19 protein-coding genes are annotated in these 21,426 nt (G+C 72.9%); 14 read left to right on the top strand and 5 right to left on the bottom strand.

The window, feature by feature from the left end:
* Positions 1–24: 24 nt before the first annotated feature.
* The 6 genes from JGS22_RS19665 (at position 25) to der (ending at position 7,076) form a co-directional block, all read left to right on the top strand.
* On the top strand, positions 25–1,227 hold the full coding sequence (locus tag JGS22_RS19665; protein ID WP_236073215.1) for a segregation and condensation protein A: 1,203 nt from the start codon (positions 25–27) through the stop codon (positions 1,225–1,227).
* Positions 1,228–1,237: 10 nt separating this feature from the next.
* Positions 1,238–1,963, top strand: a complete 726-nt coding sequence (gene scpB, locus JGS22_RS19670) for an SMC-Scp complex subunit ScpB (RefSeq protein WP_211041362.1) — start codon at positions 1,238–1,240, stop codon at positions 1,961–1,963.
* 27 nt (positions 1,964–1,990) lie between these two features.
* Complete coding sequence (locus JGS22_RS19675) at positions 1,991–3,322, top strand: pseudouridine synthase (RefSeq protein ID WP_216815042.1); 1,332 nt, start codon at positions 1,991–1,993, stop codon at positions 3,320–3,322.
* Positions 3,323–3,467: 145 nt separating this feature from the next.
* On the top strand, positions 3,468–4,556 hold the full coding sequence (locus JGS22_RS19680; RefSeq protein WP_211041598.1) for a prephenate dehydrogenase: 1,089 nt from the start codon (positions 3,468–3,470) through the stop codon (positions 4,554–4,556).
* A 140-nt stretch (positions 4,557–4,696) separates the two neighbouring features.
* Positions 4,697–5,422: a (d)CMP kinase gene (cmk, locus tag JGS22_RS19685; RefSeq protein ID WP_211041599.1), complete on the top strand. Its 726-nt coding sequence runs from the start codon at positions 4,697–4,699 to the stop codon at positions 5,420–5,422.
* Between the two features lie 175 nt (positions 5,423–5,597).
* Entirely contained in the window at positions 5,598–7,076 is a 1,479-nt protein-coding gene (der, locus tag JGS22_RS19690; protein WP_211041600.1) for a ribosome biogenesis GTPase Der, read from the top strand.
* A gap of 102 nt (positions 7,077–7,178) precedes the next feature.
* Here the strand turns inward: der and JGS22_RS19695 are convergent, their stop codons facing one another.
* Together JGS22_RS19695 and JGS22_RS19700 are read right to left on the bottom strand one after the other, a co-directional pair.
* Entirely contained in the window at positions 7,179–7,448 is a 270-nt protein-coding gene (locus tag JGS22_RS19695; protein ID WP_211041610.1) for a hypothetical protein, read from the bottom strand.
* Positions 7,449–7,581: 133 nt separating this feature from the next.
* Entirely contained in the window at positions 7,582–8,358 is a 777-nt protein-coding gene (locus tag JGS22_RS19700; protein WP_211041601.1) for a DUF8842 C-terminal domain-containing protein, read from the bottom strand.
* Positions 8,359–8,666: 308 nt separating this feature from the next.
* Here JGS22_RS19700 and JGS22_RS27155 point away from each other — a divergent pair, with 308 nt between their 5' ends.
* The 4 genes from JGS22_RS27155 to JGS22_RS19720 all read left to right on the top strand — a co-directional run bounded on the left by JGS22_RS27155 (position 8,667) and on the right by JGS22_RS19720 (position 12,050).
* Positions 8,667–8,960, top strand: coding sequence for a transglycosylase family protein (locus JGS22_RS27155; protein ID WP_308405759.1), 294 nt, complete (start codon positions 8,667–8,669; stop codon positions 8,958–8,960).
* Positions 8,961–9,602: 642 nt separating this feature from the next.
* Positions 9,603–10,481, top strand: coding sequence for a hypothetical protein (locus JGS22_RS19710; RefSeq protein WP_211041603.1), 879 nt, complete (start codon positions 9,603–9,605; stop codon positions 10,479–10,481).
* A gap of 130 nt (positions 10,482–10,611) precedes the next feature.
* On the top strand, positions 10,612–11,583 hold the full coding sequence (locus tag JGS22_RS19715) for a helix-turn-helix transcriptional regulator (RefSeq protein WP_211041604.1): 972 nt from the start codon (positions 10,612–10,614) through the stop codon (positions 11,581–11,583).
* 251 nt (positions 11,584–11,834) lie between these two features.
* Positions 11,835–12,050: an I78 family peptidase inhibitor gene (locus JGS22_RS19720; RefSeq protein ID WP_211041605.1), complete on the top strand. Its 216-nt coding sequence runs from the start codon at positions 11,835–11,837 to the stop codon at positions 12,048–12,050.
* 118 nt (positions 12,051–12,168) lie between these two features.
* On the opposite strand, the gene JGS22_RS19725 is transcribed toward JGS22_RS19720, so the two are convergent.
* The gene (locus JGS22_RS19725; RefSeq protein ID WP_308405760.1) at positions 12,169–13,143 is read right to left on the bottom strand and encodes a phosphatase PAP2 family protein; all 975 of its coding nucleotides are present in this window, start codon (positions 13,141–13,143) and stop codon (positions 12,169–12,171) included.
* A gap of 241 nt (positions 13,144–13,384) precedes the next feature.
* Positions 13,385–14,557 carry a putative hexosyltransferase gene (locus JGS22_RS19730; protein ID WP_211041609.1) on the bottom strand — a complete coding sequence of 391 codons (1,173 nt, stop codon included), beginning with the start codon at positions 14,555–14,557 and terminating at the stop codon, positions 13,385–13,387.
* 434 nt (positions 14,558–14,991) lie between these two features.
* Here JGS22_RS19730 and JGS22_RS19735 point away from each other — a divergent pair, with 434 nt between their 5' ends.
* Together JGS22_RS19735 and JGS22_RS19740 are read left to right on the top strand one after the other, a co-directional pair.
* Positions 14,992–16,770 (top strand): MFS transporter, encoded by a 1,779-nt coding sequence (locus JGS22_RS19735; protein ID WP_211041606.1) that lies wholly within the window; start codon positions 14,992–14,994, stop codon positions 16,768–16,770.
* A 44-nt stretch (positions 16,771–16,814) separates the two neighbouring features.
* The gene (locus JGS22_RS19740) at positions 16,815–18,002 is read left to right on the top strand and encodes an acyl-CoA dehydrogenase family protein (RefSeq protein ID WP_211041607.1); all 1,188 of its coding nucleotides are present in this window, start codon (positions 16,815–16,817) and stop codon (positions 18,000–18,002) included.
* A gap of 282 nt (positions 18,003–18,284) precedes the next feature.
* Here JGS22_RS19740 and JGS22_RS19745 read toward each other — a convergent pair whose 3' ends face one another.
* Positions 18,285–18,731 carry a cell division protein SepF gene (locus JGS22_RS19745; RefSeq protein ID WP_211043609.1) on the bottom strand — a complete coding sequence of 149 codons (447 nt, stop codon included), beginning with the start codon at positions 18,729–18,731 and terminating at the stop codon, positions 18,285–18,287.
* Positions 18,732–18,996: 265 nt separating this feature from the next.
* Between JGS22_RS19745 and JGS22_RS19750 the strand changes: the two genes are divergently transcribed.
* The gene (locus JGS22_RS19750) at positions 18,997–20,130 is read left to right on the top strand and encodes a DUF5685 family protein (protein ID WP_211043611.1); all 1,134 of its coding nucleotides are present in this window, start codon (positions 18,997–18,999) and stop codon (positions 20,128–20,130) included.
* A gap of 212 nt (positions 20,131–20,342) precedes the next feature.
* Positions 20,343–21,140 (top strand): DUF1684 domain-containing protein, encoded by a 798-nt coding sequence (locus JGS22_RS19755; RefSeq protein ID WP_211043613.1) that lies wholly within the window; start codon positions 20,343–20,345, stop codon positions 21,138–21,140.
* Positions 21,141–21,426 lie beyond the last annotated feature (286 nt).

A 21,426-nucleotide genomic window follows, 5' to 3' on the forward strand; every position in this document is an offset into this window, starting at 1 on the left:
GCCCGGCGCGGTAATGTGCCAGCGATGACCGTGCCCGAGGAGCCCGCCGACCGCGTACGCCCCACCCGCCGCCTTCTTGGGCGCGGCCCGCAGGAGGCGTACGGCAGCGGGGCGCACGGCGGCGAGTCGCACGGGCAGCCCGCGCACGAGCCCTCGGAGAGCCCCGCGCCGGTCGAGTCCTTCGAGGTGCTCCCGTCCGACGAGCCCGCTCCTCCCGCGCTATCGCCCGCCGAGACCTCCGAAGAGCCCGAGCCCGTCGTGTTTTCCGCCACACGCCCCTTTTCCACCACACGCTCCGCCGCGACACCGGCGACGGCTGTCGAGCGCTCCGCCGCCGACGCCTCGGCCGCGGGCCCGTCCGCCGACTCGGCAGTCGCCGAAGCGGCCCCGGACGACGGCCGGTTCAAGGTGGTGCTGGAGAACTTCGAGGGCCCCTTCGACCTGCTGCTGCAGCTCATCGCCAAACACAAGATGGATGTCACCGAGGTCGCGCTCTCCCGGGTGACCGACGAGTTCATGGCGCACCTGCGGGCGATGGGACCGGACTGGGACCTGGACCAGACCACCGAGTTCCTGGTGGTGGCGGCGACCCTGCTGGATCTGAAGGCGGCCCGGCTGCTGCCGGACGCCGAGATCGAGGACGAAGCCGACCTCGCGCTGCTGGAGGCGCGTGACCTGCTGTTCGCCCGGCTGCTCCAGTACCGCGCATACAAGGAGATCGTGGAGATCCTCTCCGCGCGGATGGCCGCCGAGGCGCGCAGACACCCGCGGACGGTCGGCCTGGAACCGCACCTTGCGGAGCTGCTGCCCGAGGTGGTCATCCGGCTGGGGCCGGAGGGTTTCGCCGCTCTCGCCGTGAAGGCGATGCAGCCCAGACCGCGGCCCGAGGTGTACGTCGACCACATTCACGCGCCGCTGGTCAGCGTGCGGGAGCAGGCCGACCTGATGGTCGAACGTCTCCGCGGGAGCGGGGAGTTGAGCTTCGCCGAGCTGACCGACGACGTCGAGGACACCCTCACCGTCGTCGCCCGCTTTCTCGCGCTGCTGGAGCTCTACCGCGAACGCGCGGTGGCTCTCGACCAGCCGGAGGCGCTCGGGGCGCTCCTCGTGCGCTGGAGCGGCGAGAGCAGTCAACGGCCCGTCGTGAGCGACGAGTTCGACCAGGAGACGACGCCCGCGAGCCCCCGGGCCGCGGCCGGGACGCTGGACCACGACACACACGTATGAGGGCGCATCCATGACCGAACGCAGCGCCGCGGGCTCCGCCGCCCGCGTCGACACGTACAGCGCGGCCGGTGCCGCGGACCCGACCTCGCTGCCGGAGCAGCAGTCCGGCCCGCCGGCGGGGGAGAGCGCCGTCGCGGAACTGGAACTGCGGCCTGCGCTGGAGGCCGTACTGATGGTCGTCGACGAGCCGGCGAGCGAGGAACTGCTGGCCAGGGTCTTGCAGCGACCGCGGCGGGCGATCAGCGGGGCGCTTCGTGAGCTCGCCGCGGAGTACACGGCCCAGGGCCGGGGCTTCGAGCTGCGCGAGGTCGCCGGCGGATGGCGCTTCTACAGCCGTGTCGCGTACGCGGACGCGGTGGAGGGGTTCGTCCTGGACGGGCAGCACGCCCGTCTCACCCAGGCCGCGCTGGAGACGCTGGCGGTGGTCGCCTACCGTCAGCCCGTCAGCCGATCCAGGGTCTCCGCGGTCCGCGGGGTGAACTGCGACGGCGTGATGCGTACCCTTCTACAGCGCGGGCTGGTGGCCGAGGCGGGCACCGAACCCGAAACAGGTGCGATCCTGTATGCGACGACGCACTACTTCCTGGAGCGAATGGGCCTGCGAGGCCTGGACGAGCTGCCGGACCTTGCCCCCTTCCTCCCGGAGGCGGAGGCGGTCGAGGGCGAGAGTCAGGAAGGTGTGCCGTCATTCGACGTAGACGACGACAGCGACGAGCCGACGCGGCCCGCCGGCTGAGCCCCGACAGTTAAGACGGAAGACGCAATGCGAAGCAGCGGCAACGACAGCAACCGGAATACCCGCGGCGGGAACCGGAATCCCGGGGGCGCGGGCAAGGGCCGCGACGAGCAGCGCAAGCGCCGTCCCCGTCCCGAGGAGCGGCGCTACGACGTCGGCGAGGGCGGCCCCGGCCAGGGCCCGAGGGGCGGCGCGGGCCAGGGAGAGCGCAGCCGCAGCGACCGGAGCCGGGACGACCGGGACCGTGGTGGCAGGAGCCAGAGCGGCCGGGACGACCGGGGTCGGGACAGCCGGGGCCGGGACGACCGGGGTCGTGGTGGCCGGGACGACCGCAGCCGGAACGACCGGGACCGCGGCGGCCGGGACGACCGGGGCCGGGACGACCGGAGTCGGGGCGGTCGGGATCAGGGCGGAGCCGGCGGCTCGGGCCGGCCGAAGCCCGCGTACAAGGCCGGCGGCAAGCCCACCGGCTCCGGCGGCCCCAAGGGCTTCGGCGGTCCCAAGGGCGGCAAGGGTCAGCAGGGCCGCAAGCGGACCGTTCCCTCAAGGCCCCGCGAGTACGAGGCGCAGATCGAGGAGCGCAACCGCGCCCGGCACGACAAGCCGCTCGCCAAGCTGCCCAAGACCTTCGGCGAGGTCGAGGGCGAGCGTCTGCAGAAGGTGCTCGCCCGTGCCGGCATGGGTTCGCGCCGTGCCTGCGAGGAGCTGATCGAGCGGGCGAGGGTCGAGGTCAACGGCCAGATCGTGCTGGAGCAGGGTCTGCGGGTGGACGCGGAGAAGGACGAGATCAAGGTCGACGGGCTGACCGTTGCGACCCAGTCGTACCTCTTCTTCGCGCTCAACAAGCCCGCCGGCGTGGTCGCCTCCATGGAGGACCCGGACGGGCGCCAGTGCCTCGGCGACTACGTGCAGAACCGTGAGACGCGTCTCTTCCACGTCGGCCGGCTCGACACCGAGACCGAGGGCATCATCCTGCTCACCAACCACGGTGAGCTCGCCCACCGCCTCACGCACCCCCGCTACCACGTGCGCAAGACCTATCTGGCCGCGATCCAGGGGCCGTTGCCGCGCGAGCTGGGCAAGCGCCTCAAGGACGGCATCAAGCTGGACGACGGGTACGCCCGCGCCGACCACTTCCGCGTGGTGGAGAACACCGGCAAGAACTACCTCGTCGAGGTCACCCTGCACGAGGGCCGCAAGCACATCGTGCGCCGGATGCTCGCCGAGGCGGGCTTCCCGGTCGAGAAGCTGGTGCGGACGAAGTTCGGCCCGATTCCGCTGGGCGACCAGAAGTCGGGCTGGCTGCGCCGGATGACCAACACCGAGGTCGGCATGCTGATGAACGAGGTCGGTCTCTGACCGAAGTCGGTGCGGCCGGGCCGATCACCTGTTGGACACCGGGTGACGCGGTCCGGCCGGTCCGTATCCTGGCAGCACTCGGCACCGGACCAGGGCCGTACCGCCCGGGGGCGGGGCCCGCACAGCGCAAGGACACCGCACACACATGCGTACCGCACTCGTCATCGGCACCGGACTGATCGGCACCTCGGTCGGCCTGGCCCTCTCCGCCCGGGGTGTGGCGGTGCGGCTGCGCGACGTCGATCCGCACAACGCCTCGCTCGCCGCCTCGCGGGGCGCGGGTTCGGACGCCGAGTCGCAGGAGCCGGTCGACCTCGCCGTCATCGCGGTGCCGCCGGCGCACATCGCCGCCGCGGTGGTGGCGGCCCAGCAGGAGGGTGTTGCCCGCGGGTACCTCGACGTGGGCAGCGTCAAGAGCGGTCCGCGCGGTGAACTCGCCTCGCTCGGCGGCGACTTGAGCACCTACCTCGGTACGCATCCGATGGCCGGCAAGGAGAAGGCGGGTCCGCTCGCCGCCTCCGCCGACCTCTTCGAGGGCAGGCCGTGGGTGCTCACTCCCACTCCCGCCACCGAGACCGAGGTGCTGAATCTGGCACTGGAGCTGATCTCGCTGTGCCGCGCGGTACCGGTCGTGATGGAGGCCGAGGCGCACGACCGTGCCGTGGCCCTGGTCTCGCACACGCCGCAACTGCTCTCCAGCCTGGTGGCCGCCAGGCTGGAGGCGGCCGACGAGACGGCGGTGCGGCTCTGCGGCCAGGGCATCAGGGACGTCACCAGGATCGCGGCGTCCGACCCCGACATGTGGCTGGACATCCTGGCCGCGAACCCGGACCCGGTCGCCGACGTACTGGCGGCCGTCGCCGAGGACCTGACCGAGACGGTCGCCTCGCTGCGGGCGCTCGCCTCGGCCGACGGCGTCGAGCGGTCCGAGGGCGGCGCCGGCATCTCCGACATACTGCGCCGCGGCAACAGCGGCAGGGCGCGGGTGCCGGGCAAGCACGGCCAGGCCCCGACCGCGTACCAGACGGTCACCGTGCTGATCTCCGACGAACCGGGCGAGCTGGCCCGGATCTTCGCCGACGCTGGCCAGGCGGGGGTCAACATCGAGGACGTGCGTATCGAGCACGCCGCCGGCCAGCAGGCGGGGCACGTACAGCTGATGGTCGAGCCGCGCTCGGCCGCCTCGTTGGCCGCCGCGCTGCGCGCCAGGGGCTGGGCGATCAGGGCGCGCTGAGGGTGCGGTCCCGGGCGGATACGCGTTTCAGGACCGGTAGGGCTAGCCGGTAGCCTTGTGCCGGTCGCCCGTCGTGCCCGCGTCCCGACGCCGACGACACCTCCTCGCGACTCCCGCGTTCACGAAAGGTCCCTGTCACCGTGGCTGCATCCCCCCAGGAGACGAACCCCGTACGCCCTGGTGCCCGGGCTCCCGTCGTCGTCGCCATCGACGGCCCGTCGGGGACGGGCAAGTCCAGCACCTCCAAGGCGGTCGCCGCCAAACTGGGGCTGCGCTACCTCGACACCGGCGCGCAGTACCGCGCGATCACCTGGTGGATGCTCACCCACGGGGTGGACGTGAACGACGCGGCGGCCGTGGCAGAGGCCGCCGGCAGGCCCGCCATCGTCTCCACCACCGACCCCGCCGCTCCCGGTATCACCGCCGACGGGGAGGACGCCTCCGGGCCGATCCGCACCCAGGAGGTCACCGCCGCGGTGAGCGCGGTCAGCGCGGTGCCCGCGGTGCGCAGCCGAATCACCGAGCTCCAGCGCTCCATCGCCGCCTCGGCACCCGAGGGCATGGTCGTCGAGGGCCGGGACATCGGGACCACCGTTCTGCCGAACGCAGATCTGAAGATCTTCCTCACCGCCTCTCCCGAGGCGAGGGCCGAGCGCAGGGGCGGCGAGCTCAAGGCCAAGAACGGCCAGGCCGATCTGGCCGCCACCCAGGAGGCGCTGCTCAAGCGCGACCGGGCCGACTCCAGCCGAGCCGTGTCGCCGCTGCTGAAGGCGGACGACGCGGTGGAGGTCGACACCACCGAGCTGACGCTGGAGCAGGTCATCGAGTGCGTCGTCACCCTGATCGTGGAGAAGCAGCGGGCCTGACGGGTTCGCGGCCGGGCGGGAGCACCCCGTCACGCGTGTGCGGCCGGGCGCCACGCAAGTGCGCCGGGCGCCACCGGGCGGCGGGCGCGGCAGGAGCGAGGGGCGCGACTGCCCAGCCCGTACGGGTCGGCCCGTACAGCCACCTATCGACTGATGAGAACAGGGACAGGACTTCATGAACGACCAGATCCACTCCGGCGACGACGGGCACGGTGAGCTCGGCGACGCCGAGTACGCGGAGTTCATGGAGCTCGCCGCGCAGGAGGGCTTCGACCCCGAGGACATCGAGGGCGCGCTGGACGAGGCGGGCCACGGGCCGCTGCCCGTACTGGCCGTCGTCGGCCGCCCCAATGTCGGCAAGTCGACCCTGGTGAACCGGATCCTCGGCCGCCGCGAGGCGGTCGTCGAGGACCGGCCGGGCGTCACCAGGGACCGGGTGACCTACGAGGCCGAGTGGGCCGGCCGCCGCTTCAAGGTGGTCGACACCGGTGGTTGGGAGCAGGACGTCCTCGGTATCGACGCCTCGGTGGCAGCCCAGGCCGAGTTCGCCATCGAGGCGGCCGATGCGGTCATCTTCGTGGTCGACGCCGGCGTCGGCGCCACCGACACCGACGAGGCAGTCGTCAAGCTGCTGCGCCGCGCGGGCAAGCCCGTGGTGCTCTGCGCCAACAAGGTCGACGGCCAGTCCGGCGAGGCGGACGCGGCGATGCTGTGGTCGCTGGGCCTCGGCGAGCCGCACCCGGTCTCCGCGCTGCACGGCCGCGGCACCGGCGACATGCTCGACGAGGTGCTGAACGTCCTTCCCGAGGCGCCCGCCCAGACCTTCGGGCAGGCCCTCGGCGGCCCGCGGCGCATCGCCCTCATCGGCCGCCCGAACGTCGGCAAGTCCTCGCTGCTGAACAAGGTCGCGGGCGAGAACCGCGTGGTGGTCAACGAGGTCGCCGGCACCACCCGCGACCCGGTGGACGAGCGCATCGAACTGGCCGGCCGCACCTGGACGTTCGTCGACACCGCCGGCATCCGGCGACGCGTCCACCTCACCGAGGGCGCGGACTACTACGCCTCGCTGCGCACCGCAGCCGCGCTGGAGAAGGCGGAGGTCGCGGTCGTACTGATCGACGTCAGCGAGCCGATCAGCGTGCAGGACACCCGGATCATCAGCATGGCGGTGGACTCCGGCCGGGCCGTGGTGATCGCGTACAACAAGTGGGACACCCTCGACGAGGAGCGCCGGTTCTATCTGGAGCGCGAGATCGAGCGCGATCTCGTCCAGGTCCAGTGGGCGCCCAGGGTCAACATCTCGGCCGCCACCGGCCGGCACACCGAGAAGCTGGTGCCGGCCATGGACACCGCGTTGGAGGGCTGGGAGACGCGCGTACCGACCGGGCGGCTGAACGCCTTCCTCGGTGAGATCGCCGCCTCCCACCCGCACCCGGTGCGTGGCGGCAAGCAGCCGCGCGTGCTGTTCGGCACCCAGGCCGGCACCCGCCCGCCGCGGTTCGTGCTCTTCGCCTCCGGCTTCCTGGAGGCGGGCTACCGTCGCTTCATCGAGCGCCGGCTGCGCGAGGAGTTCGGCTTCCGCGGCACCCCGATCCAGGTGTCGGTACGGGTTCGGGAGAAGCGCGGCCGGGGCGGTCGCAACGCCCGCAAGTAGCAGCGGCGGTACGGGAGTCCGGGCCGCGTGCCCGGACCGCCCGGCGCCGGGCCCGCGCGCACCCGCCCGGAGGGCTCTGGCCCGTGGGCGGGTGCCTTCGGGTCAGAGCCCGTGCTCGCGCGCGTCACCGCGCCCGGGCGGCAGCGCGGCCGGCCGCGAGTGGCCCCGCAGCCGGCGGTCTTCGTGCCAGGAGCCGGAGAGACCGGTGCTGTACAGCGTGCCGAAGCCCTCGAAGCGCAACGACTCCTCGCCCGAGCGATCGCCGGGCAGAGTGCGGAAGAGCCGTCGGTACTCCGCGTAGAGAGCGTCGTAGATGGGGGTGTTGGAGCGCTCCCGGGAAGCGCGGTCGGCGGTCTCGCGGGCGGGTCGCATGCCGGGAATCTGGCTGTGGACGGGCTGCGGACGGGGTCGGGAAGGTTCGTATGGCTGCACACCGTGGCCAACGACCGCACGGCCCCGCTGGATGCGGGGCCGTGCGGGCGAACGTGTGCCGGATCGCCACCGGTCAGGTGCCCGCCAGCGGCATCGCGGCGGCCACCAGGCTGCCGTTCGCCGCGGCCTTCTCCAGCGCCTGGCGCATCAGGTCCTCGCGCGGCTGGTCGCCGACCCAGCCGGTGGGAGTGGCGTACACCAGCACGGTGCTGTTGCGGTTGGCGGTGCTTCGCCACTCGTCGGTGACCGGCAGCGGCTGGTGCGCCTGCCACCACGACTCGGTCGGAGTGCCCTCCGGGCCGGGCTGGAGCACCGCGTGCAGCTGCCCGGCCGCCATCAGGACCGACCAGCCGGGGATGGCCGCGGGCATCCGGTCGATGTCGCCGAGCGTGCTGAACCCGTGCTCCAGCAGCAGGGTGAGGAACTCGTCCTGCGTCCCCGTCGAGCCGGGGCGAACGATCGCGGCGCTCGGCTCGACGACGATCGCCGCGCGGAGCTGGTCGCCGACCAGCACCTGACCGCACGTGACCTTCAGGACCGCCTGCTCGCCCGGGCTGCCGGGGGCGTCGGCGGAGTCACCGGTGATGGTGCGCACGGCACCCTGGATCTGCTCCTCGCTGACCCGCACGATCTGCGAGGGCACGCAGGTGGCGTGGGCGAAGGCGAGGACGGCCGTCTCGTCGCCGATGAACAGTACGGTGCTGGTGCGCTCCCTGCCGGTGTCGCCCGGAGTGCGGCAGGAGGTGCAGTCGTAGCTGCCGGGGGCGGTCTCGCCGGCGAGGAGGCGGGTGACCTCTTCTTCGCCGATCTCGGCGCGTACGTCGTCACTGACGTCAAGGATGGGGGACACAGGAGACTCCTGGCGTTCGGTGCTGTTTCACAAGGACAACGGGTCTGCGGCCCCTCGGTCACGCAACCGGCCCCGCCGGTATGACATCCGCCGCTCCTGCCGGCCCCTCCGCCGACCGGGTGGCCGGCTGCAGTACGCCCACCCGTGCGGCGCCGCGAGCGGACCCCGCACGCGGCGCCGACCTACCGTGTGGCGCGGATGAAGCCGACGCATCGGCGGCGCGTCACAGCGCCCCACACCGGCGGGGGCCGGATGCTCCACGGACAGCCGCGGGCCGGCGGACTGCGGACGGGGCGCTGCGTGCAGGTGTGCCGGCCCTGGCGGTCACGGCCCTGGCCCTGCCGGCCGACCGTCCCGCGCACGCCCGCGGTGCGGACCGCGGGCCCTGTGCCGCCGGGCAGTCGCCCTGGGACTGCCTCTCCCGGTGCGAGGCCGGCGGCGACTGGAGCGCGAACACCGGAAACGGGTTTTACGGCGGCCTCCGGTTCTGGCAGCCGACCTGGGAGGAGTTCGGCGGGCTGCGGTACGCGCCCCGCGCGGACCTGGCCGCCCGAACCGAGCAGATCGCTGTCGCCGAACGCGTACCGGCCCGGCAGGGCTGAAAGGCGTGGCCGGTCTGCTCGCAACGCTGCGAACTGACCACGCACGCCGACGCTGGCAGCCCGGTGCACCTGGTGCCGCCGAGCGAGACGCTGAACTCGATCGCCCGACTGCACGGGGTCCCCGGCGGCTGGCGCGAACTGCACCGGCTCAACGGGGAGTTGCTCGGCGACCGGCCCGATCGGCTCTGCGCCGGCTCCGCCCTCTTCCTGGCCCGAGGCCCCGGCCCGAGCCATGTCGGCCCGAGGCCCCGGCCCGAGACCTGCCCGCCCCGAACGCGTATCCGGCCGGCTCGGCGCGTACGTTCCTCACCTCCTGGAACGCGTGTCCGGACCCTGCGCGCACCGGCCGGCTCGTGGGGCGGACGGGCCGTGATCCGTCCTCGGGCGGGCGCCGCGACGGCACGTAGCAGCCCCCGCCCGCCGTCCCGCCGCGGCGACGGCTTCACCGACTGCGCACAACTTCCCAACAAAACCCGCCGATCGGGCCAACCCGAGAGGCCTCTGGGGCGTCTGACTCCTTGAAGGGCGGAGGCAGCGGACGCGCTCCCCGCACCGCACCACGGACAGAGGACCCATGTTCAGCGCCCTCCCGCAGCTCATCGCCCCCGCGGTCGGCAGCGCGCCCGGAAGGAGAGGCGCTCTGTGACCACCGCTGCCCGCCGGTCGGTTCCGGGCCCCCGCCCCACCGCCGGCGCTCCGGTCGCGGAGTGCACCGCAGACACCGCGGGCGGGCTCACCTTCGACATCGCGCTGGGAGGCCGGAAGGAGCGGTGGGACGCCGCTCTGCTGCTGCACGGCGCGCAGGACGGCGCGGACCCCGTACGGCTGCCGCTGGTGCCCGCGGGGGCGGGTGTGCTGCGCGCGGTGCTTCCGAGCACGATGCGGTTGGCCGAGGGGCGGTGGCGGGCAAGCCTGGTGCTGGGCGACCGGGCGCCGCGCAGGCTCAGGTCCGGGACGCACGATCTGCGCTCGCTGGTGGCCAGGGTGCCGCGAAGCGGTCGCACCTGGCTGGGGGTCCGCATCCCGTACCGCACCCAGGGCGGAGGTCTCTCGGTGCGGTCCTGGCACCGCTGGCCGCACGCCGAGGCGAGTGAACTGCGGGTGGAGGACGGCGGGATGACCGTGCGCGGCCGGCTGCACGGCGCGGAGTTCACGGACGGGGCGCGGCTGGAGGTCCGTACCCGCGACAGCGGCGAGGTGGCGCTCGGTGTGCCCCTGGTGAGGGACGAGCACAGCTTCACCGCGAGGCTGCCGCTGGGCGCCCTGGCCGAACAGCCGCAGGAGAGCGGCTGGTTGCTGTGGCTGCGTCCGGGCGGTGACACCCCGGCGGTACGGGTTGCCCGCATCCTCGACGATCTGGTGGACAAGCGTCACGCGGTCCGCTACCCGGCCGTTCCGCTGCTGTCCGGCACCCAGGGCGTACGCCCCTGCTACACCGGGGACAACGACCTGGCCATCCGCTGGGAGAGCCGCCCGCCCGCCGGTGATCTGCGCACCGGCGGGAGCACCCTGCCCGGCTGAGACGTACGTACGCAGGTCCGGCCGCAGCCCGTACGCCTCCCGCCGCGGCCCCCGGCCCCGCCCGTTGGCCCGCCCGTTGGCCCGCCGGGCCCGGGAGGGCGACGGCCGAGCGTGCTGGCAGACTCCTCCCATGGTCGAGACCTCCGCGCGTCTGCTGCGTCTGCTGGCCCTTCTCCAGACGCGACGGGAGTGGTCCGGCGGTGCCCTCTCGGACCGTCTGGGTGTGAGCCCCCGCACCGTGCGCCGCGATGTGGAACGGCTGCGGGGGCTGGGGTACCCGGTGCACTCGGCCACCGGTACCGCCGGCGGCTACCGGCTGGGCGCGGGCGCTCAGTTGCCGCCGTTGCTGCTGGACGACGAGGAGGCGGTGGCGGTCGCGGTCGGACTGCGCGCGGCGGTCAACAGCGGTGTGTCGGGAGTGGAGGAATCCTCGGTGCGGGCGCTGGGCAAGCTGGAGCAGGTCCTTCCGCACCGGCTGCGTCGCCGGGTGGGCGCGCTGAACTCCTTCACCGCGCCCATGCGTCACCGCGTCGAGGGCCCCTCGATCGAGGCGGCGACCCTGGTGGAGCTCGCCCACGCCTGCCGCGACCACACCCGACTGCGTTTCCACTACGAATCCCACGACGGCAGCGCCACCGCACGCGTCGTCGAGCCCTGCGGGCTGGTGAGCAGCTACCGGCGCTGGTACCTGGTCGGCTGGGACACCGGTCGCGGGGACTGGCGCACGTTCCGGGTCGACCGCCTGACGCTCGCGCCGCCCCACGGCCCGCGTTTCGAGCCCCGTACGCCCCCTGCCGAGGACCTGGCCGCCTATGTCTCCGAGGGGGTCTCCACCCGCGCCCACGCGGTCCGCGCCACCGTTCTCCTGCGGATGCCCGTAGAGCGGGCGGCGGCGGTCGTCCGGCCGTCCACCGGATCCCTGGAGGCCGTGGACGCGGACAGCTGCCTGCTGCGGACCGGGTCCTATTCGCTGGAGGCGGTGGTGATCCACCTGCTCTTCTACGGCGTGGACTTCACCGTGCTGGAGCCGGTCGAGATGCTTGATCAACTGGCCGCAATGCGGGACCGGTTGAGCCGTTCGCTCGACTCCTCGAAGGGCTGAGCGACGCCCGTTCATTCCTGCGGACGCAGGTCCGGGAACGGTCGCGGCCATTACCCCGCGGGCCATTGTGGGCGAAGCGCGGAACCCGCTCGGGGAGGTCGCCGGAATACCGCTCCAATACGGTTCCGAGCGCCGGGAAAAGCAACCTCCGACCATCGGACGAAACGCGGCCCGACTGTGACACAAGCGTGACGGCTCGAAGATCCGTACGGCACTTCCGTGTGGTGCGCCCGGCCCGTACGGTGGCGGACATGGATGACCGACCCGCAGAGCCGACCGAACGGACCGACGACCCGGAGGCCTACGTCGGCCTGCCCGGCGGGCAGGCCGAGGAGCAGGCACGCAGCCGCGGCTGGGCCAACGTACGGAGTCTGCCGCCGGGCGCGATGATCACCATGGAGTACGTGGAGGGCCGGCTGAACTTCACCGTCGAGGACGAGAAGGTCGTGCGCTGCTGGCAGGGCTGAGGCCCGCCGCCGCGGCAGCCGCCGCACCCGCCCGAGCAGGCGGCCCCGCCCCGTGTTCCGCGACGGAACACGGGGCGGAGTGCGTCCCGGTGAGCGGATGCACGCACGTCCCGGGGCGTCAGTTCCACGGCGCCGGCGAGAGCGTACGGCCGGTCCGCCCGTCCCGCGGTCCGCGCCGCGCGCCGCGCAGCGCGGGGGCCCGTACCGCGTGGGTACGGGTGCCGCCGTGCGGCGGCCCGCCCGTGCCGCCGCGGTGCCGGTCGGACGAGGCCGCGCCGCTGCTCGCCCGGTCGGCGGCCGGACGCACCGGCCAGGCCGTACCGGTGCCCACCGGCGGGAGGCCGAGGAACGGGAGCCGCGCGGCGGAACGCATCCTGGCCCAGTAGACCTCGATGTGCTCCTGGATACGGGCGATCACCGGCTCGCCCCAGGGCAGGGCCAGCAGGATCAGCAGCCCTGCGGCCCAGCCGAGGAGGACGTCGCTGACCCAGTGCGTACCGAGGTAGACCGTGGTCGTGCCGACCCCCAGGGCGAAGACCGCGGCGAGGATCGACAGCCAGCGGCGGGCTCTGGGCGTGCTGGCCAGATAGGCGAGCACGCCCCAGGTCACGACGGCGTTGGCCGTGTGACCCGAGGGAAATATGTCCCCGGTCAGGAACATCTCGTTGGAGCCCATGAGGTTCGCGTAGTGCGGTCCCTCGCGACCCATGCCCAGCTTCGCCGCCCCGACCGTCACGTTCAGCGCCAGCAGCGAGGAGGCCAGCACGAGCAGCGGCCGTATCGTCCGCTGCCGCCAGGAGCGCCAGCCGAGCCAGGCGGCGACCAGCACCGCGGTCGGCCCGCGCTGCCCCATCACGACGAAGTAGTCGAGGAACGCGTGCAGCTCCGGCCACTGCTTGTACGGGCGGAAGAGCATCACCTGCCAGTCCATCCGGACCAGGAGCGAGGTGTTCAGTACGGCCACGACGATCGCCACGTAGAACCCCAGCGTCGCCGCGAACAGCGACCGGCGCACGGCGCTCATGCCGGGGGGCGGGATCGTTGGCCGCGCTGGCTCCTGCTCCAGGCGGGCGAGGACACGGTCGGTACGCACGCAATAGAGATTACAGCGGGTGACGGCAGTCGCCGCTCTCGGGATGGGCTTCGTAATCTCGATGTGATGTGGAATGTGGTCTGCGCCGCACTTCCGGCCTGCGGCGTTACCGCCTTTATGGACTCCCGGTTTACCTATCCACGGATAATCCGGAGAGTGCGGGACTCGGATTCTCCTTCACTTACCGTGCCGTCCATCGGGGATTAACCGGAAAAGCACCGGCCACTTCCCGTACCGCCGCTCACGGCGGACCGGATCCGTGCAGCCAGAACGCTCCGTACACCGCCGCCCCCGCGCTCAGCAGGCCCAGTACGGCGACAGCGGTCCGGGTCCGTGACCGCGCCATCGTCACCGCGAGCGGCAGCAGCAGCGGGAAGGCCGGCAGCAGCAGCCGGGGCTTGGACCCGAAGTACCCCTTGGCGCACAGTGCGAGCGCCACCACCAGCGCGGTGTACGCCAGCAGCGGCGGGGGCTGGCCTCCGTGGAAGCAGAGCACCAGCGCCCACACCACCAGGCCCACTCCGGCGAGCAGCGCCAGCCCGGCGAGCAGCGAGAGCGGGCCGCCGACCAGGAACCCGCCGATGAACCGGGCGAAGGCGAGCCCGCCGTCGAAGCCGTTGCCCCATTCCCCCTGGACGTCCAGGTAGCCGGTGACGCTCTCCCGGCGCACGCCCACCCAGACCGCGTACCCGAGGAAGCCGACCGGCGCCAGCAGCAGCCCGCACACCGCACGTCCCGGCAGGCGGCGTTCGCGGTACAGCCGCAGCGCCGCGGTCAGCCACAGGGCGGCGACCAGCGCCGCACCCACCGGCCGTGTCAGACCCGCCAGCGCGGTCAGCCCGCCGGCCCACACCCAGCGATCGGTGAGCACCGCGTACAGCGCCCACGCGGCCAGTGCGGTGAACAGCGATTCGCTGTACGCCATCGACTGCACGATGCCGACCGGAACCGCCGCCCACAGCACGGCGAGCAGCACACCGGCGCGGCGTCCGTGCAGCAGGTCCCCGACAGCGAAGAGCCCCCAGGCCGCGGCCAGGGAGGCGACGGCGGACACCAGCAGGCCCGCGTCGGCGACCGAGAGGCCGGAGGCCTCGGCAATGCCGCGTTCCAGCCAGGGAAGCAGGGGGAAGAACGCGAGATCGGGGTGGGTGGTGCCGTCCTCCAGCACGGCGGTGTAGCCGTAGCCGTTCTCGGCGATACGGGAATACCAGAGCGAGTCCCAGCGTGCGGAGAGCAGTTGGTGGCCGTCTCGGTCGCTCAGCTCGGCCCAGACCAGCAGCACCACGGCGACCAGCGCCCGTACGGCCGCGTAACCCAGCAGTGCCGGTGCCGCGCGGCGCAGAGCATGGGCGGCACGGCGCCCGGTCGGGCCGCTCGCGGGCGCCGGGGCCGGGGAGCGGCGCGGGCCCGGCAGGAGGCGCGGGCCGGGAGTGCGGCCGGCCTCGGGGATCCGACGCGGGCCGCGGATCCGAAGCGGGTCGGGGACCCGACGCGGGTCGGGGGTCGGGCTTCGGGGTATGTGGCCCGTCCCGGTCTTCGGGCGGCCGGCTGGATCGCTCACCTGCACGATTATCGGCCACCGCCGAACGGCCTCCGAGAGCGGGATGCACCGCCGCCGCGTACCGGTAGGGCTCGCACGGCCCGCCCGCTGTTGCCACCTGCGCTCGGGACGGCGACCGGGCCTCGCGTACGCTGTTGCGGCACCCGCCCCTCTGACCGCCCCTGACGCCCCATCACAGGGCCCGGGCGCCGACGCGGGTGGTGGGAGCGGCTGTACGGACACCGGACGGTTGTGTGCGCCGGCGGCTCGCGACAGCCCCTAGGGAAGCGACGGGTCAACAAACAGGTATGGGTGCCAAGTCAAACCGCTGGACCGTGCTGGTCGTTCTGTGCGCAAGCCTGCTGCTGGTGACCGTCGACGCCACCGTGCTGCACGTGGCGATACCCGAGGTGTCGGCCGATCTGCGCCCGGGGCCGATGGAGCTGCTGTGGATCGTCGACGCCTATCCGCTGGTGTGCGCCTCACTGCTGATCCTCTTCGGCACACTCGGCGACCGGATCGGACGGCGAAGGGTGCTGCTGTGCGGCTACGTCGTCTTCGGGCTCGCCTCCACCCTCGCGGTAGTGGCCGACAGCCCGGCGCTGCTGATCATCGCCAGGGCGCTGCTCGGCGCGGGCGGCGCGATGATCATGCCCGCCACGCTCTCGATACTGCGGCAGGTCTTTCCCGACCGACGCGAACGCGCCCTGGCCATCGGCATCTGGAGCGCGGTGGCGGCGATCGGTGCCGCGATCGGGCCCCTGGTGGGCGGGGCGATGCTGGAGCACTTCTGGTGGGGTTCGGTCTTCCTGATCAACATCCCGCTGATGATCCTGAGCGTCCCTGTCGGCCGGATGCTGCTCCCCGAGTCCACCGGTGACCGGGAGGGCCCCTGGGACGCCGCCGGTGCGCTGCTCGCCGCCGTCGGCCTGTTCGCCGTCATCTTCGCGATCAAGCGCGCCGGCGGCGGTGACCCGCTGGCACCCGACACCGCGGCGGCCCTCGTGCTCGGTGCCGGCCTGCTGACCTTCTTCGTCGTGCGGCAGCGACGGCTGGCACACCCGCTGATCGACTTCACCGCGTTCGCCCGGCCCGCCTTCGGTACGGCTGTCGGCTGCATCGTGCTGACGGTGATGGCGCTCGTCGGACTGGCCCTGATCGCCGCTCAGTACCTCCAACTGGTCCTCGGCCTCTCCCCGTTGGAGACCGGCCTGCGGCTGCTGCCGCTCTCGATCGCCGCCGTCACCGCGGGACTGCTCGGCCCCCGCGTGCTGCCGCTGGTCGGCCCCCGCAGGATGGTCGCGCTCGGCTTCCTGGCCACCGCGGTCGCCGTGCTCGCCCTCAGTTCGCTCGGCGCGGACGACAATCCGGCCGTGATGATCTCGGGCTTCGTGCTGCTCGGTTTCGGATTGGAGACCACCCTCTTCGGCTGCTACGAGTCGATGCTGAGCGACGCACCCCCGCGCGAGGCCGGCGGCGCCGCGGCGATCGGAGAGACGGCGTACCAACTCGGCGCCGGGCTCGGCATCGCCGCGCTGGGCAGCGTGATGCACGGTGCCTACGCCGCCGCGTTCCGCCGGAACGAGGAGATCGCAGAGAACAGTGGAGCCGCGGGCAACTCGCTGAGCGAGGCGTACGCCGTCGCGGAGGACCTGGGAGACGCCGCCGGCGCTGCGCTGCGCGACCACGCCCAACTCGCCTTCGTGCACGGGATGCGGGCGGCGCTGGTGGTCAGCGCCGTACTGCTGCTCGGCGGCGCGCTCGCCGCGCTGCGGCTGCCCCGAGCCCTCGCGCCCCGCCGCTCCCCGGTGCCGGAACAGAGCCGCGCCGAGCCGAAGCCCGGTGGCGGGCCGCGCACCTCGCAGAGCCGGGGGACGGGCCACCGCGAACCGGGCCTCCGCGAGCGGCAGCCCCGCGGCGGAGAGCCCACCCGCCCGGACCGCGACAAGCCGGCCGACACCAGCCCGGACTGCGACGAACCGGCCGAGGCCCGCCCGGACCGTGATGAACCGGGCGACGACGGCACCGGCTCGCCTCGGGGCGGCGACGGCGGGACCCGCTTGCCGAGCCGGATTACCCGGCCGTAACGTCGGTCGAACCCTCGTCTGATCCACGCCGCCGGAGGCCGCCGATGTCCCGTTCGACCCTGCCGCCGTTCGACCGCGCCGACCCGCTCGGCATCGACGATCTGCTTTCGCCCGAGGACCTGGCCGTCCGCGACACCGTACGGTCCTGGGCCACCGACCGGGTGCTGCCGCACGTGGCCGACTGGTACGAGCGCGGAGAGCTCCCTGTCATCCGCGAACTCGCCAGGGAGCTCGGTGCGATCGGCGCCCTGGGCATGCCGCTGGAGGGGTACGGCTGCGCGGGTGCGTCCGCGGTCCAGTACGGCCTGGCCTGTCTGGAGCTGGAGGCCGCCGACTCCGGCATCCGCTCGCTCGTCTCCGTCCAGGGCTCCCTCGCGATGTACGCGATCCACCGCTTCGGCTCCGAGGAGCAGAAGCAGGCCTGGCTGCCGGGGATGGCCGCGGGCGAACTCATCGGCTGTTTCGGCCTGACCGAGCCCGACCACGGGTCCGACCCCGCCGGGATGCGCACCCGTGCGCGGCGCGAGGGTGGTGACTGGGTGCTCGACGGTCGCAAGATGTGGATCACCAACGGTTCGGTCGCCGCGGTGGCGGTCGTCTGGGCACAGACCGAGGACGGCATCAGGGGCTTCGTCGTACCCACCGACGCCCCGGGCTTCTCCGCACCGGAGATCAAGCACAAGTGGTCACTGCGGGCCTCTGTGACCAGCGAGTTGGTGCTGGAGGGCGTACGGCTGCCCGCCGACGCCGTACTGCCGGACGCGGTCGGCCTGCGCGGCCCGCTCAGCTGCCTCAGCCACGCGCGGTACGGCATCGTCTGGGGCGCGATGGGCGCGGCCAGGGCGAGCTTCGATGCCGCTCTCGACTACGCCGGATCCCGCGAGCAGTTCGGCCGGCCGATCTCCGGATTCCAGTTGACCCAGGCGAAGTTGGCGGACATGGCCGTCGAGCTCCACAAGGGCGTGCTGCTCGCCCACCACCTCGGTGTGCGGATGGACGCGGGCAGGCTCCGCCCGGAGCAGGTGAGCTTCGGAAAGCTGAACAACGTGCGGGAGGCGATCGAGATCTGCCGCACCTCGCGCACCATCATGGGCGCGAACGGGATCTCGCTGGAGTACCCGGTGATGCGGCACGCGACCAACCTGGAATCGGTGCTGACCTACGAAGGCACCGTGGAAATGCACCAGTTGGTGCTGGGGAAGGCGCTCACCGGCCAGGACGCCTTCCGCTAGGGAACCCAACGGCGGGCGGGGGCGCGCGGGTGGGGAGCGCATCAGCGGGCGGGCGTCCGAAGGCCCGTGGCCCGGGGAGCCCCGGTTGCCGCCGCTTCCGGCCGCCGGCCGGCTCTCGCGCCGGTCGCGCGTCCGCCGGAGATTCGCCCGGACCGCCTACCGTCAACTCAGGTGGTTGCGGTGGGCAGTTGGACGTATGCGGTCTACGCCGAACGCGTCAGCCGCGTCCAGCCGATCATGACCGCACCCGCTGCCGCCCTCCTCGGCGGCAGCGGATACGGGTCAGCTCTGGTTGAAGAATCCGCCCTCGGTCGTTCTGCGATCCTCGCCGGTGAGGACCTGGTAGTCGGGCGGGGTCAGCAGGAAGACCCGGGTCGCCACCCGCTCGATGGAGCCGCGCAGCCCGAAGGTCAGTCCGGCCGCGAAGTCCACCACTCGCTTGGCGTCGCCGGGCTCCATCGCGGTCAGGTTCACGATCACCGGAACGCCGTCCCGGAACAGCTCGCCGATGCCCCGGGCGTCCCGGAAGCCGTTGGGAGTGACGGTCGCGATCCTGGTGCCCTGGTCCTGGGCCGTCTCCGCGGTCGCACGGATACGGGGGTCGGTCACCCACGTCTCGCGTGCGGCGTCCCCGGGCTCGGGCCCCTCGGCGTAGTCATCGTCGTAGTAGCGCATCTCGCTGTCGTCGACGAGGCCAAGCCAGGCACTCGCCTTACGCACCGATCCCATGACGCCTCCTCTCGCGTGCGGTCTGTGCTGTCCGCATGCCTATCGTCCTGCATGAGGCGGACGATGCGCCAAGCGGATATGCGCCTCGGGCGGGTTTCGTGACAGTTCTGGTGCAGAACGGCAGCTCCCGGAGCTGCGGTGTTGCGGTATACGAGTGGGGGCGGAGGGAAAGATCACGTCTCTCCCGCCGCAAGGGTGAGTGACCGCCCAAAAGAGTGAGTCACACACCACCATGACGCATAGCCAGTTCAACGGGGTGGGTTGAGTGTTCGGAATCATCAGACCGTGTTCACACCGGCTGAGTAAACGGTTGCGCACGGAATGGATGGCCCATCTGTGCGGCCTCTGCCTCGCGTTGCGCGCCGACCACGGTCAGTTCGCGCGCGTCGCGACCAACTACGACGGGCTCGTGCTCTCCGTCCTGACGGACGCTCAGCTGCCGCGGGAGCTGGCGCCCGAGCGCCGTACGGCCGGCCCGTGCCCGCTGCGCGGGATGCGCACCGCCTCGGTTGCCAAGGGACAGGGAGCGCATCTGGCGGCGACGGTCTCGCTGGTGCTGGCCTCCGCCAAGCTGCGCGACCATGTCGTGGACGGTGACGGCGCGATGCGAAGGCGGCCGGTCGCCGCTGCCGCGGAGCGCGTTGCACGCAGCTGGGACCGCGGCGGTGAACGCGCGGGTGCGGGCCTGGGGTTCGACACCGCGGTGCTGCTCGACGCGGTGGGGCGCCAGCAGGAGCTGGAGTCGGCGGCGGGCCGGGGCACCTCTGTCCTGGCGGTGACCGAGCCGACCGAGATGGCCACCGCGGCGGCGTTCGCGCACACCGCGGTGCTCGCCGGCAGGCCCGGCAACTCGGCTCCGCTCTTCGAGGCGGGCCGGCTCTTCGGCCGGCTGGCCCATCTGTTGGACGCCGTGGAGGACCGTGCCGCCGACCGTGCAGCGGGCGCGTGGAACCCTCTCACCACCACCGGTACCGGCGCGGCCGAAGCGCGGCGCCTGTGCGACGACGCGGTGCACGGCATTCGACTGGCGCTCGCGGAGGTGGAGTTCACCGACTCCGCGCTGGCGCACCGGCTGCTGGTGCACGAGCTGGAGCACGCGGTGCAGCGCACCTTCCAGCCCCACGCGCACACTCCTCATCCCGCCTCGCCGTGGGTGAACCAGCCACCCGGCGGTTGGCCGCCGCCCGAGCCGCCGCGCCGTCGTGGGCTGGTGGCGGGGTGTCTGGTGTGGAGCGGGCTGTGCTGCACCTGCCAGCTGTGCTGCCGCAGCGAGTACCAGGACCCCTGGACGGGAGAGCCGCGCGAGGGCTGGTGCGACAAGTGTGAATGCTGCTGCGAGGGCTGCGAGTGCTGCAGCAGCTGCGGCGAGTGCTGCAACTGCTGCAACTGCTGCGACTGATGAGGTTGTGGGGCCGACGCTGCTGAGGGCAGCCCTTCGGCGACGCTCCCGTCCGTGTCACCGTCCCGCCGCCCGTCCTGGCCCGTCCCTGTCCGTCTGCCCGTCCTGCCCGTTTCGGAGGGTTGCGCTCCCGCCGACCTAGCGGGTGTGCCGGACGGCGGGCCGGGGCCGGTCATGCACCCGCATCGAGCCCCTGTGGCACCTTGGCCGGCATGACTACTGAGGAAGAGGCGGTGCGGCGGGCCTGGCAGGAGTGGCACCAGCAGCGGCTGGACGTCGTACGAGCCCCCTACGGTCCGCTCTCGGTCACCGGGACCCACTGGCTCGCCGGGGCGGACGCCGAGGGCCGGTTGGCCGACGTGCCCGGACGTTGGTTCCCCTCGGGTGACGGAGTGCGGGTGCACGCGGACATCCTCGAGGGCCTGGTCCACCGGGGCGAGCCGCTGGTCGGCGGTGTGCTGCTGGTGCCCGACGCGGACGATCCCGCCGCCACGCGGCTCGCCCACGGGGAGCGCCGATGGGAACTGCTGCGTCGCGAGGGGGAGTGGGCGGTGCGGGTGCACGACCCCGACGCAGCGGCCCGGCGGGCCTTCAGCGGTGTGCGCACCACGCCCTTCGACCCGCGTTGGGCACTGCGGGGCACCTTCCGGCCGTACGGGGAGCGGCGAACGGTACGAGTGGCGAACGCCGACGGCCGGGAGCGCGGCCTGGAGCTGGCCGGCTCGGTGGAGTTCGTGCTCCCGGGCGGCGGCTCGGCCGGTCTGCGGGTGTCCTCGGTGGGCAGCGGTGCGCTCTGGGCGGTCTTCGCCGACGCCACGAGCGGCGGGACGAGTTGCCGCTTCCGTTTTCTGCGGACCGGGGTGCCGGCCGGGGACGGCGGCGTCACGGTCGACTTCAACCGGTCGACGCTGCCGCCGTGCGCCTTCAGCGACCACTTCCTCTGCCCCTTTCCGCCTCCCGGCAACACCCTGGGAGTGCCGGTGCCGGCGGGGGAGCGCGACGTGGCGTAGCGGCGCAGGGTGCGCCGGAGTGCGGGCCGGTGCGGTGCAGACGTCCGGGCCGGGGCGTGCGCGGTGTACCGGTTTCCGGTGCGCGGTGAAGTCCCGGCGGGCAGCGCCCAGGGTCCTGCGCCTGCCGGGCGGGTGACGGAGCGTGATGACGGGCCGGGCCGGAGAGGCCCGGCCCGGCAGTCTGCCCACACCTCCACGGCGCCGCCGCGCGGCTCTGTCGGCGGTGGGCCCGAGGGCGGCGGGGGAGCGGGCGACAGGTGCGAGGGGTGTGGTTTCGGCCGCCGAC

It is taken from the genome of Streptomyces tardus (assembly GCF_018101125.2).
GTDB lineage: Bacteria > Actinomycetota > Actinomycetes > Streptomycetales > Streptomycetaceae > Streptomyces > Streptomyces tardus.

What these genes read in the sequence shown, in the direction of transcription:
- scpB (WP_211041362.1), top strand. Translation starts at nt 1,238, where the DNA reads ATGACCGAACGCAGCGCCGCGGGCTCCGCCGCCCGCGTCGACACGTAC.
- JGS22_RS19720 (WP_211041605.1), top strand. Translation starts at nt 11,835, where the DNA reads ATGGATGACCGACCCGCAGAGCCGACCGAACGGACCGACGACCCGGAG.
- JGS22_RS19680 (WP_211041598.1), top strand. Translation starts at nt 3,468, where the DNA reads ATGCGTACCGCACTCGTCATCGGCACCGGACTGATCGGCACCTCGGTC.
- JGS22_RS19695 (WP_211041610.1), bottom strand. Translation starts at nt 7,448, where the DNA reads ATGCGACCCGCCCGCGAGACCGCCGACCGCGCTTCCCGGGAGCGCTCC.
- JGS22_RS19745 (WP_211043609.1), bottom strand. Translation starts at nt 18,731, where the DNA reads ATGGGATCGGTGCGTAAGGCGAGTGCCTGGCTTGGCCTCGTCGACGAC.
- JGS22_RS19735 (WP_211041606.1), top strand. Translation starts at nt 14,992, where the DNA reads ATGGGTGCCAAGTCAAACCGCTGGACCGTGCTGGTCGTTCTGTGCGCA.
- JGS22_RS19740 (WP_211041607.1), top strand. Translation starts at nt 16,815, where the DNA reads ATGTCCCGTTCGACCCTGCCGCCGTTCGACCGCGCCGACCCGCTCGGC.
- JGS22_RS19675 (WP_216815042.1), top strand. Translation starts at nt 1,991, where the DNA reads ATGCGAAGCAGCGGCAACGACAGCAACCGGAATACCCGCGGCGGGAAC.
- JGS22_RS19665 (WP_236073215.1), top strand. Translation starts at nt 25, where the DNA reads ATGACCGTGCCCGAGGAGCCCGCCGACCGCGTACGCCCCACCCGCCGC.
- JGS22_RS19755 (WP_211043613.1), top strand. Translation starts at nt 20,343, where the DNA reads ATGACTACTGAGGAAGAGGCGGTGCGGCGGGCCTGGCAGGAGTGGCAC.
- der (WP_211041600.1), top strand. Translation starts at nt 5,598, where the DNA reads ATGAACGACCAGATCCACTCCGGCGACGACGGGCACGGTGAGCTCGGC.
- JGS22_RS19715 (WP_211041604.1), top strand. Translation starts at nt 10,612, where the DNA reads ATGGTCGAGACCTCCGCGCGTCTGCTGCGTCTGCTGGCCCTTCTCCAG.